The 17028-nt window shown below is 67.3% G+C and carries 18 protein-coding genes and 4 pseudogenes; 10 read left to right on the top strand and 12 right to left on the bottom strand.

Annotation, left to right across the window (positions count from 1 at the left end):
• Positions 1 to 28 precede the first annotated feature (28 nt).
• Complete coding sequence (locus ACFY61_RS21275; RefSeq protein ID WP_389474068.1) at positions 29 to 1510, top strand: cellulose binding domain-containing protein; 1482 nt, start codon at positions 29 to 31, stop codon at positions 1508 to 1510.
• Between the two features lie 323 nt (positions 1511 to 1833).
• On the opposite strand, the gene ACFY61_RS21270 is transcribed toward ACFY61_RS21275, so the two are convergent.
• The 5 genes from ACFY61_RS21270 to ACFY61_RS21250 form a co-directional block, all read right to left on the bottom strand.
• Positions 1834 to 2004 carry a hypothetical protein gene (locus tag ACFY61_RS21270; protein ID WP_389474066.1) on the bottom strand — a complete coding sequence of 57 codons (171 nt, stop codon included), beginning with the start codon at positions 2002 to 2004 and terminating at the stop codon, positions 1834 to 1836.
• A 62-nt stretch (positions 2005 to 2066) separates the two neighbouring features.
• Positions 2067 to 2192 (bottom strand): hypothetical protein, encoded by a 126-nt coding sequence (locus ACFY61_RS21265; protein WP_389474065.1) that lies wholly within the window; start codon positions 2190 to 2192, stop codon positions 2067 to 2069.
• A complete protein-coding gene (locus tag ACFY61_RS21260) occupies positions 2189 to 2254 on the bottom strand; it encodes a hypothetical protein (protein ID WP_389474353.1) in 66 nt (21 codons plus the stop codon). Before ACFY61_RS21260 ends, ACFY61_RS21265 begins: the two co-directional genes overlap by 4 nt.
• Positions 2255 to 2434: 180 nt before the next feature.
• Positions 2435 to 3400 carry a hypothetical protein gene (locus ACFY61_RS21255; protein WP_389474063.1) on the bottom strand — a complete coding sequence of 322 codons (966 nt, stop codon included), beginning with the start codon at positions 3398 to 3400 and terminating at the stop codon, positions 2435 to 2437.
• Between the two features lie 916 nt (positions 3401 to 4316).
• On the bottom strand, positions 4317 to 4772 hold the full coding sequence (locus ACFY61_RS21250; RefSeq protein WP_389474062.1) for a hypothetical protein: 456 nt from the start codon (positions 4770 to 4772) through the stop codon (positions 4317 to 4319).
• A 1041-nt stretch (positions 4773 to 5813) separates the two neighbouring features.
• Between ACFY61_RS21250 and ACFY61_RS21245 the strand changes: the two are divergent.
• The 3 genes and pseudogenes from ACFY61_RS21245 to ACFY61_RS21235 form a co-directional block, all read left to right on the top strand.
• A pseudogene (locus ACFY61_RS21245) lies at positions 5814 to 6092 on the top strand (hypothetical protein); the annotation flags it as partial.
• 138 nt (positions 6093 to 6230) lie between these two features.
• Positions 6231 to 6620, top strand: coding sequence for a glycine cleavage system protein GcvH (gene gcvH / locus ACFY61_RS21240; RefSeq protein ID WP_389474060.1), 390 nt, complete (start codon positions 6231 to 6233; stop codon positions 6618 to 6620).
• Between the two features lie 58 nt (positions 6621 to 6678).
• A pseudogene (locus ACFY61_RS21235) lies at positions 6679 to 7036 on the top strand (hypothetical protein).
• Here the strand turns inward: ACFY61_RS21235 and ACFY61_RS21230 are convergent.
• Together ACFY61_RS21230 and ACFY61_RS21225 are read right to left on the bottom strand one after the other, a co-directional pair.
• Positions 7026 to 7253, bottom strand: a complete 228-nt coding sequence (locus ACFY61_RS21230) for a transposase (protein WP_389474058.1) — start codon at positions 7251 to 7253, stop codon at positions 7026 to 7028. The pseudogene ACFY61_RS21235 and the gene ACFY61_RS21230 sit on opposite strands and share 11 nt — an antisense overlap.
• Positions 7254 to 7261: 8 nt before the next feature.
• Positions 7262 to 7846, bottom strand: a pseudogene (locus ACFY61_RS21225) (IS5 family transposase); the annotation flags it as partial.
• Positions 7847 to 7962: 116 nt separating this feature from the next.
• Here ACFY61_RS21225 and ACFY61_RS21220 point away from each other — a divergent pair.
• Positions 7963 to 8786 (top strand): IS5 family transposase gene (locus ACFY61_RS21220; protein WP_389474351.1). Its coding sequence is split into 2 segments (ribosomal slippage): positions 7963 to 8286 and positions 8289 to 8786, totalling 822 coding nucleotides; the frame shifts between segments, so codons are not numbered across the junction.
• A 4-nt stretch (positions 8787 to 8790) separates the two neighbouring features.
• The gene (locus tag ACFY61_RS21215; protein WP_389474056.1) at positions 8791 to 9117 is read left to right on the top strand and encodes a hypothetical protein; all 327 of its coding nucleotides are present in this window, start codon (positions 8791 to 8793) and stop codon (positions 9115 to 9117) included.
• Positions 9118 to 9204: 87 nt separating this feature from the next.
• Here the strand turns inward: ACFY61_RS21215 and ACFY61_RS21210 are convergent, their stop codons facing one another.
• Positions 9205 to 9969: a fibronectin type III domain-containing protein gene (locus ACFY61_RS21210; RefSeq protein WP_389474054.1), complete on the bottom strand. Its 765-nt coding sequence runs from the start codon at positions 9967 to 9969 to the stop codon at positions 9205 to 9207.
• A gap of 1695 nt (positions 9970 to 11664) precedes the next feature.
• The gene (locus ACFY61_RS21205) at positions 11665 to 11907 is read right to left on the bottom strand and encodes a hypothetical protein (RefSeq protein ID WP_389474370.1); all 243 of its coding nucleotides are present in this window, start codon (positions 11905 to 11907) and stop codon (positions 11665 to 11667) included.
• Here ACFY61_RS21205 and ACFY61_RS21200 point away from each other — a divergent pair.
• The 3 genes and pseudogenes from ACFY61_RS21200 to ACFY61_RS21190 all read left to right on the top strand — a co-directional run.
• Positions 11816 to 12039, top strand: a pseudogene (locus ACFY61_RS21200) (IS630 family transposase); the annotation flags it as partial. The gene ACFY61_RS21205 and the pseudogene ACFY61_RS21200 overlap by 92 nt on opposite strands.
• A 168-nt stretch (positions 12040 to 12207) precedes the next feature.
• Positions 12208 to 12543, top strand: a complete 336-nt coding sequence (locus ACFY61_RS21195; RefSeq protein WP_086747225.1) for a helix-turn-helix transcriptional regulator — start codon at positions 12208 to 12210, stop codon at positions 12541 to 12543.
• Position 12544: 1 nt separating this feature from the next.
• Positions 12545 to 13264, top strand: coding sequence for a cation transporter (locus tag ACFY61_RS21190; protein ID WP_389474052.1), 720 nt, complete (start codon positions 12545 to 12547; stop codon positions 13262 to 13264).
• 189 nt (positions 13265 to 13453) lie between these two features.
• Here ACFY61_RS21190 and ACFY61_RS21185 read toward each other — a convergent pair whose 3' ends face one another.
• Both ACFY61_RS21185 and ACFY61_RS21180 read right to left on the bottom strand, forming a co-directional pair.
• Positions 13454 to 13705 carry a LexA family protein gene (locus tag ACFY61_RS21185; RefSeq protein ID WP_389474350.1) on the bottom strand — a complete coding sequence of 84 codons (252 nt, stop codon included), beginning with the start codon at positions 13703 to 13705 and terminating at the stop codon, positions 13454 to 13456.
• A gap of 214 nt (positions 13706 to 13919) precedes the next feature.
• Positions 13920 to 15236, bottom strand: coding sequence for a DUF3732 domain-containing protein (locus ACFY61_RS21180; RefSeq protein WP_389474050.1), 1317 nt, complete (start codon positions 15234 to 15236; stop codon positions 13920 to 13922).
• A 362-nt stretch (positions 15237 to 15598) separates the two neighbouring features.
• Between ACFY61_RS21180 and ACFY61_RS21175 the strand changes: the two genes are divergently transcribed.
• The gene (locus ACFY61_RS21175) at positions 15599 to 16246 is read left to right on the top strand and encodes a hypothetical protein (RefSeq protein WP_389474048.1); all 648 of its coding nucleotides are present in this window, start codon (positions 15599 to 15601) and stop codon (positions 16244 to 16246) included.
• Here the strand turns inward: ACFY61_RS21175 and ACFY61_RS21170 are convergent.
• A complete protein-coding gene (locus ACFY61_RS21170) occupies positions 16233 to 16400 on the bottom strand; it encodes a hypothetical protein (RefSeq protein WP_389474046.1) in 168 nt (55 codons plus the stop codon). The two genes, ACFY61_RS21175 and ACFY61_RS21170, sit on opposite strands and share 14 nt — an antisense overlap.
• Positions 16401 to 17028 lie beyond the last annotated feature (628 nt).

Here is a 17028-nt window from a genome sequence, read left to right as displayed (position 1 = left end):
CCCACCAGTAACCAGAGGCAGGCACGCGATGGGCAGCACGAACGGGCACCGGCGCAGGGCGGGTACGAAGACCAGGGCGGTCGGAGGCGTCGCGCTGGCGATGCTGATCGGTGGCACCGCCTTCGCCTTCACGGGCACCGCGGAAGCCGCCGCGGTCGGCGCCGTCTACACGAAGGCGAGCTCCTGGGCCGGCGGTTACACCGGCCAGTACGTCATCACCAACCACACCGGGCAGGAACAGTCCGACTGGACGCTCCAGTTCGACCTGCCCGCCGGAGTGCGCATCGACTCCCTGTGGAACGGCACCCACACCGCCGACGGCCGGCACGTCACGGTGAAGCCCGCCGCGTGGAACCGCAGGATCGCCGCCGGCGCATCCGTCACCGTCGGTTTCGTGACGAGCGGCGCCGGTACCCCAGGAAACCCGACGGCGTGCCGCATCAACGGCGTGAAGTGCTCCTTGGACCAGGGGCCGACCGCCCCGCCCACCACCGCCCCGACGCCGACGGCGAAGCCCACCGTGAGCGCGACACCCACCACCCGGCCGACCACCGGACCCACCGGGAGCGCCTCGCCGACCGCGACCCCGCCCCGGCCGACCACCGGCACCCCGCCCGGCGGGGCGCGCTTCGCCCCCTACGTGGACACCTCCCTCCACCCGGCGTACGACCTGCTCGACACCGCGGCGAAGACCGGGGTGAAGGAGTTCCATCTCGCCTTCATCACCGCCGGCGGCGGCTGCACCCCGATGTGGGGCGGGGTCACCGACCTCGCGAGCGACAAGGTCGCCGCCCAGATCGGCGCCCTGCGCGCGCAGGGCGGCGACGTACGGGTCTCCTTCGGGGGCGCCGCCGGGCGCGAACTCGCCCTCAACTGCGCGACCGCCGACGAACTGGCCGCCGCGTACGGCAAGGTCGTCGACCACTACCGGCTGACCAAGGTCGACTTCGACATCGAGGGTGCGGCCCTTCCCGACACCGCCGCCAACGACCGCCGCGCGCAGGCGATCGCGCGGCTGCAGAAGTCGCACCCGGGCCTGGACGTGGCGTTCACCCTCCCGGTGATGCCGGAGGGCCTGACGCAACCGGGCGTGGCGCTGCTGGCCGGCGCGAAGCAGGCGGGCGTACGGGTGGACGGCGTCAACATCATGGCGATGGACTACGGCCCCGCGTACAGCGGGGACATGGGCCAGTACGCGATCGAAGCGGCGACCGCCACCCAGGCGCAGATCAAGGGGGTGCTCGGGCTCTCCGACGCGGCCGCGTGGAAGACGGTCGCCGTCACCCCGATGATCGGCGTGAACGACGTGACGAGCGAGGTCTTCACCGTCTCCGACGCCGGCCAGCTCGTGGACTTCGCACGGTCGAAGGGAATCGGCCGCCTCGCGATGTGGTCCGCGACCCGCGACCGCCAGTGCGCGGCGGGGGCGGTCAACCACGCCGACCCGACCTGCAGTTCCATCCTCCAGCAGCCGCTGGCGTTCACGAAGGCCTTCGCCGCCCTCCGCTGACCCCGGCGGTCCGGCACCGCTCGTCCGGCACCTGACGACGGTGCCGGACGAACGGCCCGCCGCCCGGCCCACGGGTCACTCGTCGAGATCCGCAGTCGAACCTACCGGCTGACAGAACCGCCTTCTGGTGGTTCTTTGTCGGCATGGGCGCCGTCTTCGGCATGGTCGGGCTGGGCTTCCTCCCCGGGGCTTTGTCGTACGCGGCTGACCACGGGTTCCGCCCGGGTCGTGCTGCCACCCCAGGGCAGGCCACGCCCGCCGGGGGCCGCGTCGCGGAGGGAGTTCTCCGGCCGCCGTCAGCGTCGGCGTGGTCCGGTCCGTCATCAGGTCAGGAAGCTCTTCTGCCACTGGAGGAAGTCCATGCTCAGCGCGGCGTCCGCGAGAGCCTTCGCAGATGGCGCCTTGAGCGAGGCGAGGCTGGTGTCGATCCAGTTCTGGGTGAGGCAGTAGCCCTGCTCCCGGTCCTCGACCGACTGCACCAGGCATTCGAGCATGTCGGCCGCGCGGGCGACGATGGTGCGGCCAGTAGTTTCCCGGCGGCGGTGCGGCGGGTGCTTCAGCCGAAGAGGTCCCAGCCGAAGGCCGGGTCGTACGGGGTGGTGGAGATGCCGACGTCGGCCGGGCCGATCAGGCGTGCCCCGGTCGTGCCGATCCCGCTGCCGTCCGAGGGCAGCGTCGTCACCGTTCCTGCCGCCCGTCGCCGTCGACGTCGCCGACGGCCAGGGAGGTACCGAGGCCTTCCAACCCTTTGGAGTGAATACCGTTCCGCCATCGCCATCTTCGATTACGACGGAGTGCTTATCGGGTTCCCAGTAGCCCACTCGACCATTCCGAAGATATCTAGTCTCCACGTTGGGAACATCCCCATTTATACTGCGGACGCCCCGGCCGAGGCCGGCCGGGGCGTTTCGGGGTGGGGGCCGGTCAGTCCCAGGTGGAGTCCTGGAGGTTGAACTTGCCGGGGGTTGCGCCTTCTACGAAGCGCAGGCAGCCGTCCTCGACAATCATGGGGCGGCCGGTTTCGCGGTTGTTCTGCCAGATCTCGTAGTAGTTGCCCATGTCATAGAAGGCCACCGGGTCGACCTTGGAGGCGACAGTGGTCACCCAGCCGCTGCTGGAGTCGATCCACTTGCCCTCGTCGGTGGCGCAGGTGACCTGCAGGTAGCCGCCCCAGTTGCCGTCCTTGGACCACGCGCCGTCAGCGACCTTCACCCACAGGGTCGGGTTCTGGTCCTGGAGGATCTCGGTCTCGGTCCTGAGGACCTCTTTGCCGTCCACCTGCTTGGTGGTGCGCCCCATCACGTTGACCCCGATGCGCCAGTCGTCCTTGAACCGCACCGTGGACTGCGAGGAGCGGGAAGGGATGTACCGGGTGTCGGGGAAGTCCGGCTTGGAGGTGTCGATCTCGAAAACCTTCCAGGCGAAGTTGCGCATGTGCTGGTTCTCTTGCCCGCTGGTCTCGGGGTCGGTCCGGATGAACTCTTTGAGCTGGTCCTCGATACCGCTGGCCCCCTGGACACGCTGGACGATCCGTCGCAGGCGATCCCCTTCGGGACCGGCGACCGTCAGCCTGCGGGCCTCCTCTGCGGCCGCCTGCTGCGTGCGAAGCTCCTCCAGGACCTTCAGCTGCTGCTGTCGTTCCTCCTCCGAGCCGAAGAAGTTCTCGGGCTCGACCCAACGCTCCATCTTGGTGATCTTGGCGCTTCGCTCCATCAGCTCGCGAGAGGAGGGGGCCAGCGTGTTCAGGATCAGCTCCTCGATGCGCCCCTGCTTCCCCTCCTGGTGCGCCGCCTCGATCTTCGCGACCTCTTGCGGATCCAGTGTCGTCACCTCTGTGGGCGCGTTCTCGTCCGAGAAGATCAGGAAGCTCTTCTTGCGCAGGTACCCCATGGTGGCTCGCTCCAACTGTCAATGAGTGACGATTAGTTGCGTTGCACAACAAGCCTAAGTGGATCATGGGGGACCAGAGTGGACTGGAACGCGCCGTTCACCCGATCGGGCTACGAAGCAGCCCACTCCGCCGCGAGGGCGACATGGCGCGGGCACGGCGAGCCGGGGGGCCGAGGCCGCCGACCTGGCCGCCAGGGCCGCGCGCCCCGTGGGCTCATGGCCCACAGCCGACCACCAGCAGGCCGCAGTAGCCCCGTTCTAGCCTCTGTACGCCTCCCTGAGCGCCCCACAGGGCCCTGCAGCCCGCCTCCTCGCGCGGCAACCTGAAAGGCGCTCAAGGCCCAGGAGTGGCTGGAGTCGTGGACGGACGTGTCCGGCGTCGAGGGCATCTTGTAGCCAGGGTTGGGTGTTGACCGATTGACCACCCTGTTGCCCGTCCACAGTTCTACCTGTCACGACTGCCTCTGTCTTTGAGTCCTGCGCAGGTCACGCCGAATCCTGTGGCAACGCCTGCATTCGGTCTCTACAGTCGCCACATGGCCACCGAGGACGAGAGCCCAAGTCCGCCAGACATCACTGTGATGCTCAAAGACCAGGCCAGTGCCTGTAAGGCAGCGCGCGACGCCATCGCCGCCAGCGGCGAGGTCATGCTCTACGACGGACAACCGCCAATGTGGATGGTCCTTGGCATCGCTGCGACAAGGCTGAGGCGGTCGTTGAAGATCGGCCTGACGACCCTCGGCCTCGACGAGTCCGTTGAAATTCTCGGCGCTCGGGACGGCGACGAGCACCTGCGAACCGGCAGCATCGTTGCAGCAGATCGATCTTGGTTGTTCACCCTGTACTTCGACGCCACCGGGACCGAGCTCCTGGCATGCAGCAGTGTCAAGAACGAGCGTCCCCCGCGCCGGGACGCTCAGAGGCTCCAGCCGAAGAGGCCGCCACCTGTGTTCACCGCGGACGCCGCAAGGCGGGCAACTCCCTGCAGGACCGCCAGTAGATCATCGTCGGTCATGTCGTCCCCGTCCTCAGACCGGAGCCGCGTGGTCCAACGGCCAGCCAGCTCTTCCAGTTCGGCCGAGGTCGCGTTTGCCAGCGCCTGGGTCAACCGCTGCGGCAGAGCGAACACCTCAACGCCATCGTTCAAGGGTGCAGTGACCCACTCCGGCCACGGCCGCCACGCATAGATCTGCTCAGGAAGCGGGGCCCCGGCCGAAGGCGCCTCGAAGTACATGTCCCATTCGGCGATGGCGGTGTCCGGCTCAATGAAACGGCAGGTCACTGACTCAATGGCCTCCCCAGGTCCCCGCAGGCGCGTGGCAGCAGCAGTCTCGTCGTCGGCGGCGAGGAAGAAGACTATGTCGTGGGCCATCCGAGCATGATGACAGCCCGCCGAACTGACACGGGCGAGGGGAGGAGCCGGGTCATCGGGGACGGCGAGGCAGCGGAGTAACAGCGCGGGCATCGTGAAGGGCGGCGCGCAGGACGCTGTTGTCGATGCTCAGGCGTTGGATGGCGGCGATGGCGAGTTCGAGCTGTTCGGCGAGGCCGCGGTTGGTCCGTCGCAGCCGGACGAGGGCCGGCCCGGGCGGCGGGCGCTGACGTTCGACGAGCTCCAGACGCGTTCTTCGACGCCGCTGACGATCGGGTCGAGGAGACCCGCCGGAAGCGGCGCAAGGGGGTGCTGGCGGCGTGGCGGGACGCGATCCTCCTCAAGCAGGTCTATGCCTATGGGACGCGGCGCCGGGAAACGGCGATGCTGGATCTGGCCGACCTGCGGCGGAACCCGCGGGCGCCGCAGTATGGGCGGGTCGGTGCAGTGGAGGTGCGGTTCGGGAAGGCGTCCCGCGGGAGCCCACCGAAGCGGCGGATGGTGCTGACGGTCCCGGAGGTCGAGTGGATCGTCCCCCTCATCGTGGAGTGGCCGAGGTGAGGCCCGGTTTCTCTCCGGGGCGGCATTCGGCGTTGTGGGTGACGGAGCGGTGTGGCCGGATCGGGGTGCGGCGCCTGGACGAGGTGTTCGCCGCGGTGCGCGAGCGCGCCGGGCTGCCGGGCGAGCTGGACCTGCACTGCCTGCGGCACACGTACATCACGCACCTCGTCGTACACGTGGTCATGAACTTCAGTTGTCCTTCGACGGGGATCCGACGTGCACCGTGTGGGTCTACCTCTACGGGCACTTCGGCGATGCAGAGGACCCGAGCATGTGCCCCACGAAGGACCCTGACGCCGGCTGCCCTCCAGACGGCTACCTGAAGCGGGGATGAGGCGGCTTACCACCCCTGACGCGCATTGCAGCCGCAGGGAGCGCACCCTTGCCAGCCTTGGCCGCATGAACAGACCACCGGCTCGAACCTCGCAACCGCTGGAGCCGGACAGGAATGCCGCATGTTTCGAATGACGCTCCCCGCCAGCTGGGGCCTCGGCGTGGACGCCGGCACGGCGGGAGGCGTACGCGAACGATCAGGGCCAGGCCGCCAGCTTGGTGGCGGTGACGGCCCGCTCGAACCGCTCCAAGTCCGACCAGGACCCGGCCGAGTGGCTGCCGCCAGCGCCGGAGGCCCTGTGCCGGTACGGCGCGGAGTGGACCGCGACAATGCTCCGCTGGGGCCTGGCGGTGGACGAGGCAGAGCGGGACCGTCTGATGGAACCTCTTCCGCACCGTCGTCGAGTTCAACCCGGCCCGGGGTGAGCCGGGCGCGGTGATCCAACGCTAGGGGGAAGTGGAGGTACAGGATGGGAGTGGCCCCGTTCGCAGAGCGTTGACGGCCGCGAACGCGGCCCGCAGGGCCCCTGCTCCGTGCGACCATCACAACCCACAGAGGACGATATGTCTCAAGTTCCGGCAGATCTGCGATTCACCCGGTCCCACGAGTGGGTCCGTCTGGAGGCTGACGGCACCGTGACCGTCGGCATCAGCCACCACGCCCAGAACGCTCTCGGCGACAGTGTTTTCGTCGAACTCCCCCAGGCTGGGGTGGTGGTCGCCGCAGGCGAGACGGTCAGCCAAATCGAGTCAACGGAGGGGGCAACGGACATCTACGCCCCGGTCGGAGGCAAGGTCGTCGAGGTCAATACCAAGCTCGAATCCCTCCCTAGGCTGCTCAACTCGGAACCCTACGCCGCCTGGCTCTTCCGACTGGAGCCCTCCGACAGGAACGCACTCGACGGTCTCGATCTTCTCGACGCCGCCGGCTACAAAGCAGCGTGCGGCGAATGACCGCAGGCGTTAGACGTCGTTGCTTATGGCTGTCAGAGCGACGTGAGAGTGTCCTGACATGAGCTACGACCTTGCTGTCTGGGAAGGCGAGAGGCCGGCGGACGACAAGACCGCCGGCCGAGTCTTCAACGAGTCGTACGACCGCTACATCGACGGCGAGGCGGAAGAGCCTCCATCCGAACGCATCGCGGGCTTATGTGGCTGCGCTGCTTGAGCGGTGGTGTGACCTCACCGAGGACGAGGAGGACACTTCGCCCTGGTCAACCGGCCCGTTGATCGGTGAGGCCAGCGGCCCGCTGATCTACTTCCCCATGCGTTGGAGCATGGCCGAGGAGGCATCGGCCTACGCGGCGGCCGTGGCGGCGTCCATGGGGCTGGTCTGCTTCGACGTGCAGCAGGACCGGCTCAGACCGTGAGCGGCCCCACCAATCGGCGATAGGAGATCAGGGTCTCGGCTATGCCGACGAAGGCGAGGAAGTGTTCGGCCTTGCGTTCGTAACGGCGGTGGAGCCTTCGGCAGCCGGCCAGCCAGGATACGGTTCTCTCGACCACCCAGCGATGCCGGCCCAGCCGCTGTGAGGACTCGACGCCCTTGCGGGCGAGCGGTGGCGGATACCTCGGCGACGGAGCCATCGTCGCAGTTGCTCGTAGTCGTAGCCCTTATCGGCATGCAGCTTCGCCGGGCGCCGGCGGCGTGGGCCGCGGCGGGACCGGATCGGTGGGATGCCGCGGACGAGAGGTTCCAGGCCCTGGCTGTCGTGCAGGTTCGCGCCGGAGATGCCCAGGGACAGAGGCAGTCCGTTCCGGTCGGTGATCAGGTGGATTTTCGATCCCAGCTTGCCGCGGTCGGTCGGATTCGGTCCCGTCAGTGGCCCCCTTTTGGGGCCCGCAGGCTGACGGAGTCGATCGCGCACCGCGACCAGTCCAGCTCGCCCCGCCCTCCGAGTTCGTCGAGGACCACGCGATAGAGCCTCGCCCCAGACCCGGTCCCGGCTCCACTGGGCGAACCGGCGGTAGACCGTGGGCCAGGCGGGGCCGAACACCGGCGGCAGTTGCCGCCATGTGCAGCCCGAAGTCGCCACGAAGATGATCGCCGCCAGAGCTTCACGGTCTCCCGCCCGGCGTCGGCCACCGCCCTGCGGACGTATCACCACCGTCGGCGGCACCACCCGCCTGAACAGCACCCACAACTCGTCCGGCACCAACCGCTCAACCAAATCCGTCATGCACGGATCAGCGAATGATCACGTCATAAGAAACGACGTCTTAGAGCGCCTAACACAATGAGATGGATCGGCCCTGGTGGCCGTGTCCGGTCTGCGGGTTCGGCGTTGTCCGTGTCATGGGGGCTTCGCCGTGGATCGTGTCGGATGACCTGTGGCAGCGGATTGAGCCGCTTCTACCGAAGCGGGAGAGACGGTTCAGGTACCCGGGTCGCAAGCCGGTCCCGGACCGGCAGGTGCTGTGCGGGATCCTGTTCGTACTGCATACCGGCATTCAGTGGGAACACCTGCCCCAGGAGCTCGGCTTCGGGTCCGGCATGACGTGCTGGCGTCGACTGCGGGACTGGAACGAGGCAGGGGTCTGGCAGCAGCTGCACGAGGTGTTGCTGGCCGAGCTGAACGCGGCGGCCCGGCTCGACTGGTCGCGGGCGGTTGTCGACTCCAGCCACGTCAGAGCGCTAAAAGGGGGCTCCAGACAGGCCCGTCGCCAGTTGACCGGGGACGGGCCGGCTCCGAGCACCACCTGATCACCGACGGACACGGCACCCCGCTCGCCGTCATCCTCACGGGCGGCAACCGCAACGATGTCACCCAGCTCATGCCCCTGCTCGATGCCGTCCCACCAGTCCGCGGCAGGCCCGGGCGGCCTCGCCACAAGCCTCAGTCGGTCTTCGCGGACCGCGGCTACGACCACGACATCTACCGCGACCAGGTCCGGGCCCGTCGGATCCTCCCCGTCATCGCCCGCCGCGGCACAGCGCATGGGAGCGGCCTGGGCGCCTACCGATGGGTGGTCGAGCGCACCTTCGCCTGGCTCCACGGCTTCAAACGACTTCGTGTCCGCTGGGAACGTCGAGCCGACATCCACGAAGCCTTCCTCAAACTCGCGTGCTGCCTGATCACCCACCGCCAGGTGCTGTCCTTGGCCGGCCCGGCAAACTGATCGCATGAACCGCGACGCCCTGCAATTCGCACTGTCCCAGGACGGCAGCATCTCAGCACGCGCAGCCCTGGCCGAGCTGGAGGCAGGCGCGGACTTCCAGGTCTTCCTGAACCAAACGGCTTCTGCTCGACAGCTCTGGGACATCTGGTCCTGGCGGCACGAAGTCATGCTCGAAACGGGCGTCACACCCCGGCCCGGACTTGCCGAAGCCATCACCGGACTCCAGGCCGCAGGAACAGCTCGGGTCTACATGGCGACCGTCACTGGGTCGCAGAGGCGATTCATCCTTGTCCTGTCGGAAGACCTCACCCAGTGCGTCGCCTGCTGGTGACTACCTCATTGTGTTAGGACCTCTTAGAGCCGGTTTTCGTTCTGATGTTCCTCGACCCCCGAGTCAGGCGGTGCCGCGCCGAGCGCCTCACGCGCACTCCGCCTTCTCGCCCACGGGGGTCCAGTCGGATGGGCCCTGGTTGCCCACTGCTCGGACCTGGAAGCAGTACCTGACCTTCGGGTCGAGGTGGGGAACCGAGAAGGTCTTGGTATTGGCACCCACGCCGAAGTTCTGGTTGAGGGTGGTGTTGCGGACCTCGTAACCCGTCTCGTTGTTGGCGTCGTCTTCCCAGTCCACTCGGACGGTCTTTTCGTCGCCGACAGGGACCGCCGTGGCGACGACGTTCGAGGCCTCGGTCGGCCGCCCGACGTCCACTGCGGCTACCCTGTGCGTGATCGAGAATTCCGCCGACGTCGAATCATCCGACAGGAACTCACGGTTCCTCACGACCAGCTCCTCGCTCCGGACTTTGCCCAGGAGAATTGGCCTTTCCGAGACCCGTATCGTTCCCTCTCTGTCGGGGTCGTCGCACCGCGTCCCTTCGTACAGGGACAGCGTGCCGTTGGGAGTGACGGTCTCGTCGCGGCGGAGGTAGAACGTGAGGACGAGGACGCCCGTGGTCTCCCCGCCCGCGCAGCGGGAGAAGCGGAAGGTACCGCTCGTGGCGTCATGCGTGAGGTCGACCGCTTGGCTGAAACTGCCTCCGGTCACCTCCCCGCCGGCGTCCCGCACATTGAGCACTCCCCGAATCCACATCGTGTGAGTGTTACGCGCAGCAGCGGGCTCCGTCATGCCCACGAACAGGACGGGGGTCAGCAGCACCGCAGCCCCCGCGGCATATCGCAGCTTCATCTCACACCTCGTGCTTCTCCCCCCTCGCCATGGCACTGCGAACTTGGTGCGGGCGTGCACTGATACCGCCCCTACCGTTACGGTCCCACCGGGGCAATTCCGGCGCATCCCGAGAGTGACGCCCGTGCGGGGCCGGGCCGGCCACCGGTAGCGGAGCCCGGTGCGCTCCAGGTACGCATATCGTGCGCTCCACGCACACTGCGCCGCGCCGCCCGCCAGCATGTCCCGGTGAGGAAGCCGCCCGGATAGCCGGCTTCGCACACTACTGAGTGGTCGGCCACCGCAGCGCGGCTAGAAACAGGACCAGCCCGTGCCTATGGCGTGCGCGGGCCAGGCTCGGTGCCCGGTTCCCGGGGGCAGTACCACCGGCTACGGCCTGGGGGTGATCCGGCAGGCTTCGCGGTTGGTCCGGCAGTGCTCCTGCCACAGGTCAATCAACGGGGGCGGCACGGGTTTCTGGGCTACGGTCACGGACGCTTCGGCACTGTCCCACGACTGGACTTCCTGTGCGTTGGTTACCCAGAGCGTGTCGATCTGTCTTGTTTGCCCTGGGTTGACGCTTGTCGAGGCCCAGTCCGTGTCGTCAAGGTCGAGGTTCTCGCAGGTCGACTCTTCATACAGTTTTAGCTCCGCGAGTGCGTCGATCCTTTGGGAGGGCTGAAGTACCAGTTGGATGGTCAGCTTTCCCGTGGTCTCCCCTGCTGCACAGACTCTGTGAGTTATGCGAAGGCTGGGCCTTGTATGCGTAAGGGTGAGTGTCTTCGTTGGGATAGTGAAATTTACGATGTGCCTTTGATTTGGGGGGATTGAAAAGAAGGTTCCATTGTCGGTTACGCGCATCCATCCGCTGACGACGACAGTGTGTGAGGAAGATGCGGCAGCAGGAGTCGTCATGCCCGCACATGGTATGGGGGTCAACAACACCGCAGCCGCTATGACGTGTCCGAGTTTCATGATGAGGCCTAGCAGATATCGGGTATCGGTGTGCGGTCCCGTATCACCAGAATCTCACCGCTGTAGAACTGGCGCATTCCGAGGCGGGTTCACCAACAAGCTACTTGGGAGTTCGTCAGTTCTGGTCTCCCAACGAGCCACTTTCCCGGTTCCGGGAAGTTGGGTGTCACCCCCCCACCCCCCGGAGGGGAAACCGCCTCCCCCTACCCCCCCCTTGTCACAGGAGTATCGTCAGGCGCCTGCGGCGCGGGAGAGGGAGGTGGGTGTCGACTCCGTCGACAACGGGCCCTCGGCTGAGGCTGTCGCGGAGGCCTACGAGTTCCTGCAGGACCCGCGCCTTTGCTCGCTGAGGCGATCGAGGCTCAGGGGTGGGCTCTCGATGACGAGCTCGTTGCGAAGCTGACCGATCAGAGTGGTCCTCCGATCCACAGCTTCCCCTCGGTGCTGACGAAGCGGATCAAGGAGCTGCCTCGGCACACGAGCCGAAAGCGCTCCCGCCAGGTTCCCGGCAAGCGTCAGGTGACGGCTGCTGGTGCTCTGGACCCTGCATGCACGGACTGCTACTTGTCGGGCGGGACCGATGACCTGCGCGAGCGGTGCCGCTACACCCGGGCACTTGCCGGCTGACAACTGCAAAAACGCGAGCGGCGGCCGATTCCCGCTAAGAAGCCCGGCCGCCGCCGCTGCGCTCGACCTCAGGAAGGAAGAGAACTGCATGTCTAGTTCTGTGACCGCATAGGTTCACCGGGTTTGCTCGTTGTGCTGGTTGGAGGCGATGCCGCTTCCTACCACTAGGGGAGGCGGGGTGGCACCACCGGTCAGGGTCCGGAGGCTGACGGAGCAGGAGGGGCAGAAGCTCCAGCAGATCATTCGGCGGGGCAGCACGAGCTCGGTGCGGTTCCGGCGGGCGATGATGCTGCTGGCCTCGGCCGGCGGCAGCACGGTCCCGGTGATCGCGCGGCTGGTCCAGGCGGACGAGGACACCCCATGTAGACGGCCACGACCCGCCCGACCGTGCTGGGCAAGCCCTTCACCCGCTGGTCGGTCCGCAAACTGGTCGATCACATGGCCAGGCCCGTTCGGATCGGCCGGGAGGCCCTGCGGTGCTTACTGGCCTGGCTATGTACGCGAGTAGCGACGGCAGATGTACGCCAGTGTGAGCGGCATCCGTTTCTGGTCGGGGGCGATGTACACGAGAACGGTCGGCACCGACCCAGCGTGATTGCTACGGGGATCAAGAGTTCAGAGTCTTATGGATTCAGGACTTCCTGTACTGTCGGTGGTGTGCTGACTCTCGCTGCTGACATCGAGGTGCTGGCGCGGTTCGGCCGCGCGCTCGCCGACCCGATCCGCTGCCGGATCCTCCTCGCCCTGCGCGAGGCTCCGGCCCACCCCGCCGACCTCGCCGACACGTTGGAGATCTCCCGGACCCGGCTGTCGAATCACCTGGCGTGCCTGCGCGACTGCGGCCTGGTCGTCGCGGTACCGGTCGGCCGCCGCACCCGCTACGAGCTCGCCGACGAACGCCTCGGCCACGCGCTGGACGACCTGCGTACCGCTGTGGTCGCCGTCGAGGCCGACAAGACCTGTGTGGACGCGGACGAGAAGGGCTGCTGCTGAGATGACCGCCGAGATACCCATCGGCATAGGCCCGGCCCCGGCCCGCCGGGACGCACTGGCCCGCCGGATACGACTGCTGGTCGCGGCGACCATCACCTACAACGTCATCGAGGCGATCGTCGCGATCACCGCCGGGACGATCGCCTCCTCCACCGCGCTGATCGGCTTCGGCCTGGACTCCGTCATCGAGGTCTCCTCCGCCGCCGCGGTCGCGTGGCAATTCTCCGCCCGCGACCACGCGGAGCGCGAGGCACGAGAGAAGACCACCCTGCGGATCATCGCGGTGTCGTTCTTCGCGCTCGCCGCCTATGTCAGCATCGACGCCGCCCGTGCCCTGGCCGGCACCGGCGAGGCTGAACGCTCCATCCCCGGCATCGCCATCGCCGCCCTGTCCCTGGCCGTGATGCCCTTCCTGTCCGCCGCCCAACGCAAGGCAGGCCGCGAACTCGGCTCCGCCAGCGCCGTCGCCGACTCCAAGCAGACCTTGCTGTGCACCTACCTGTCCGCCGTTCTCCTGGTCGGCCTGGCCCTCAACGCCACCCTCGGCTGGTCCTGGGCCGACCCCATCGCCGCCCTCGTCATCGCCGCGATCGCGGTCAAGGAAGGCCGCGACGCCTGGCAGGGCAAGGGCTGCTGCGCGGCCCCCGCCGCCGTTGCGACCACATCGGTGGCTGAGGCCGGCGCTTGTGGTTGCCGTCCCGGGTGCGACTGCTGCAAATGACCGGCGGCTCCGGTGCTGCCATAACTCGTGAACATTCGCACCCGAGGCTGGCCCTCAGCTGCCTCCCAAACCGGTGTCAAAACGCTGACCGTTCTCGCGTACAGAGCCACCCATGCTTCCCCCCATCTCAAAACGATCAACCACAGCGGTCACGGCCGCCGTCGTGCCGACATCCCCGGCCGGCGTCGCTCACACGCTGCGCATGACCGCCACGACCTTGCCGAGGATGGACGCCGTTTCGCCGCTGATCGGCTCGAAGGAGTCGTTCTCCGGCATGAGCCACACCGTCGAGCCCTCCCGCCTGAGACGTTTGACCGTCGCCTCGCCGTCGATCATGGCGGCGACGCTCTCACCGTTCTCGGCGTCCGGCTGCACCCTGACGGCGACCGTGTCGCCGTCCATGATGTGCGCCTTGATCATCGACTCGCCGCTGACCGGAATCCGACGGGTTCGCCGAATCTTGGAGGGCTCAGGAAGGGAACCGATGGCAGACTACGCCCGATCGCGTGCGCCCTGACGTAGGTTCGCGTGCCCGGGTATGTGCACTGGTCCAGCGGTGGGGATTCAGATCTTTCGCGAGAACACCGTGTCAGCGGTCACTTAATTCACTTCATGACCGCCGCCGCCGCCGCGGCGTCGGCGGGCGAGGTGGTGATCAGCTCTCTGGGGTATCTGGCTCCATCCAGGTCGAGGGCACGCGTCCTGAGTCGTTGCCGTACCGCCAGCGCTCGACAACGTTCTGGCTGAAAGCTGGGTCGTCGAGGTCGGCGTCTTCCATGACGATGACCTGCATCTTGCCGGCGAGTTGCTGCAACGTGCGGTGAATGGCCTCGTACGTGTTCAGCAGATGCGTGCGGTCGTTGGTCTGCAGGCCTTCCTCGCCGGTCGGTTCTACTGGGAAGTACACCTGCGACGGTTGGTCGAGGACCAAAACGCGGGGAACCGGGCTCTGGTGCCTGGTGAACCACTCATGGAGGCTGAGCAGAGTGGAAACGTGGTAGCCCAGATGATTCTCGGCACTCCCCATGTCCTTGAGCTGGACAGGTCCGTCGGTGGTGTCGGCGATAACCGTGAGCCGGTTGAGGTCGAGCCGGATGGGCGAGGCCGCGAAGTCCAGGTCCAGTCTTCTGGCCTTCTCCCTGATGTCTTGGTTAATCAGGGAGAGGAAGCTGGCAAGACGCTCGTCCTGGGTGCTCCCGCTGAGCTGTTCCTCCAGCCCCGCGATTTGGTCGCGCAGTTCGTCACGGCGGTCCAGGACACGAGGCGCCGCGGCCTGCTGGGCGATCGTGTCGACGTAGAGGCTGATGCGTCCCTGGACGATGGCGGCCCGGCGCAGGTCGTCGGGCTCCTGCTGGGTCGTGCGCAGGCCCGTGGTGAGTTCTTGAACCTGCTCCTGGTTGCGGGCAAGTTCTGACCGGAGCTCTTGCAGGCGGTCTTCCTGGTCGGCGATGAGCCGGCGGATAGCGGGTGTGTCGTTTCGGATGACCCCGAGGTCGCCGTCGAGGAGGGCGAGGTCCCGTGTGAGGCTGGCAATAGTGTCGTTCGCCGAGGGAATGGTGCTGTCGCAGACGGGGCAGTGGTCGAGATCCCCGGCTTCTGAGTCCTGCCGGAGGAGACCGAGGGAGGTAAGGCGGGCGCGCTGTTCGTTGGCCTGGTCGCTAAATTCGTCGTTCTCCGCGAGGGCACCCTTGAGGTCGGCGATCCGGGCCCGAGCCAGCGCGAAATCTCGGCGCAGGTCCGCTCGACGGGCGTGGAGGGTCGCAAGGGGGGAGGCATCGTGATCAAGCCCCTGACCAGCCGCCAACGCCCCTCGTACCGCGGGTGGACCAAGATCCGCCGGCGGGACACCACCAAAGCGATCATCGGCGCGATTGCGGGTACCCCGGCCCGCCCGCAGCTGCTCGTCCTCGGCCACCACGACCAGGAACTGGAACCTGGGCTGTATGCCGGCACGGGCAGGCGGGCTGTCCATCCGGATCCCTGAGAGGCCTCCGGGAGGCGATCTGTGACGGGCAGACGGGCAGACGGACCGCGCTCCACGCGAAGCACGTGCCATTTCGAACTGGCTTGGGCAGACGTCAGCTACCAGCGGGGGCAAGGCATCTATGACCGTTCGGCCTGGTGCACCTCGGCCTCGTGTCGGGGAACGCGGGGTTGGTGAGGATCGGCCTCAGGGCCTGGATCAGTGCCACGTCAGGGGACGGTCTCGTAGACGCCTCTGGTGCCGGAGCGAACGGGTGAAGCGATTGTCCCACCCCGTGATCACGCCGCGCGCAAGGCGTTGCTGTAGTGCCAGGAGTGCCTCTCGAACCACCCGACAGGAGAAGAACGACTATGTTCATGCACAAGCTGAGGCGAGGGATGTCCGCGCTCGGGACCGTCCTCGCGCTGAGCATCGCCCTGCCGATCGCCACGGGGGCCACCCCCGCGTACGCCGTCGCGGAACTCCAGGTGACGAAGTCTCACGAGGGGATCTTTATGCGAGGCGGGCAGGGGGTCTACCACATCGTGATCACCAACACCGGTACGGCGACCACGGATTCGGTGAGCATCGTGGACATCCTCCCGGAAGGGCTCACCTTGAGCGGTTTCACTTCCTCAACAAACCCAGTGGATCCGCAGGGCCCAAGCTGCTTCCTGCAGGACCCGGGGTTCGCCTGCAGTTACACCTTCCCCGCCAGTTCGACCCTGACGATCAACGCCACCGTGGACATCGCCGCTAACGCTCCCTGTGGGCCCATCACCAACGAGGTCACCGTCGACGAGCCGGCGGAGAACATCTCGATCTCAGCGAGCGACACGACGACCATCACCGGCACAGGCTGCCCCAACGGAGACGGAGACGGAGACGGCGGCTCCATCCTGCCCGTCAACCTCAGCGGGGTCGTCACGCTGTTCAACAACATCAACACCAACAACAACCTGCTCAGCCCCGGCGCAACGAACACCACCCACCAGAACCTCGGGATCAACGCACCCTGACGTTGGACCCCGACGTCAGCCGGGTGGCGTGTACGGCCCGCGCCGGCTTCACGCCGAGCTTGGCCAAGCGGCGCTGCTGCTCGGTGCTCAGCCGGTGGAAGTCGCGGCGTTGTGCGGCCAGCCATCGGCCGATGTCCTCGCCGTGCCACGTCACCCCGGCACGACGTGCGCCAGGCGCGCACCCGCCGCCAGGAGGGCCTGCAGCCCCGGCGCGTTGGCGTTGCCAGTCGACCGTCCAGCCGAGCGCGCCGGGGTTCCAGCCCGGATCGCTGGCGGCGGCCCCGCGGCTGGGCGCGTGCGGGGTCTTTGCTGAGTCCTCCAGGCCGGCGGATGTTGGTCAGCCACTGTCCGACCGGCTTGTCCAGTGCGGTGGCGTGCCGGGGTGCGGCCAGGATCCGGGTGCGGCTCGTAGTAGGCCCGCGCGGCGGCGAGGTTCTCTGTGAAGGCGGCGTCGGCGGTGTCCCACAGGATCCCGAGCTGCTCCAGCTCTGCGGGCCGTTCGCCAGTCATGTTCCCGGCCCTAAGGGCTGTCCCGTCACTGCGCGAGCCGTTCACGCACCGCGTGTTCGTCCGACCACCGGTCCGGCGCGGTGATGTGAGTGGGTGGGGTGGTGGTAGCGGTTGGGTGTGAGCGGGTGTGCGGGGGTTCGTCGTGTTGAGGACCTTGTGTGGCTCGGGGTTTCGTGACACGGGTTGTTTCGGGCCGGTGGTCTTGGCTGTCGTGGGGTGACCAGGCTGCTGCTATGAGGTGGCTAGGACGGTGGTGGGTGGCTGTCATGGGT

This window comes from Streptomyces sp. NPDC012888, assembly GCF_042900645.1.
GTDB lineage: Bacteria > Actinomycetota > Actinomycetes > Streptomycetales > Streptomycetaceae > Streptomyces.
The sequence above is the reverse complement of the archived record's forward strand: the minus strand, read 5'-3'. Positions and strand labels throughout refer to the sequence as shown.

Bases quoted from the DNA above. Each gene is read 5' to 3' on its own strand.
- ACFY61_RS21190 (WP_389474052.1), top strand. From the start codon at position 12,545: ATGACCGCCGAGATACCCATCGGCATAGGCCCGGCCCCGGCCCGCCGG.
- ACFY61_RS21230 (WP_389474058.1), bottom strand. From the start codon at position 7,253: ATGGCTCCGTCGCCGAGGTATCCGCCACCGCTCGCCCGCAAGGGCGTC.
- ACFY61_RS21180 (WP_389474050.1), bottom strand. From the start codon at position 15,236: ATGGACAGCCCGCCTGCCCGTGCCGGCATACAGCCCAGGTTCCAGTTC.
- ACFY61_RS21175 (WP_389474048.1), top strand. From the start codon at position 15,599: ATGTTCATGCACAAGCTGAGGCGAGGGATGTCCGCGCTCGGGACCGTC.
- ACFY61_RS21250 (WP_389474062.1), bottom strand. From the start codon at position 4,772: ATGGCCCACGACATAGTCTTCTTCCTCGCCGCCGACGACGAGACTGCT.
- ACFY61_RS21255 (WP_389474063.1), bottom strand. From the start codon at position 3,400: ATGGGGTACCTGCGCAAGAAGAGCTTCCTGATCTTCTCGGACGAGAAC.
- gcvH (WP_389474060.1), top strand. From the start codon at position 6,231: ATGTCTCAAGTTCCGGCAGATCTGCGATTCACCCGGTCCCACGAGTGG.
- ACFY61_RS21215 (WP_389474056.1), top strand. From the start codon at position 8,791: ATGAACCGCGACGCCCTGCAATTCGCACTGTCCCAGGACGGCAGCATC.
- ACFY61_RS21270 (WP_389474066.1), bottom strand. From the start codon at position 2,004: ATGCTCGAATGCCTGGTGCAGTCGGTCGAGGACCGGGAGCAGGGCTAC.
- ACFY61_RS21275 (WP_389474068.1), top strand. From the start codon at position 29: ATGGGCAGCACGAACGGGCACCGGCGCAGGGCGGGTACGAAGACCAGG.
- ACFY61_RS21210 (WP_389474054.1), bottom strand. From the start codon at position 9,969: ATGAAGCTGCGATATGCCGCGGGGGCTGCGGTGCTGCTGACCCCCGTC.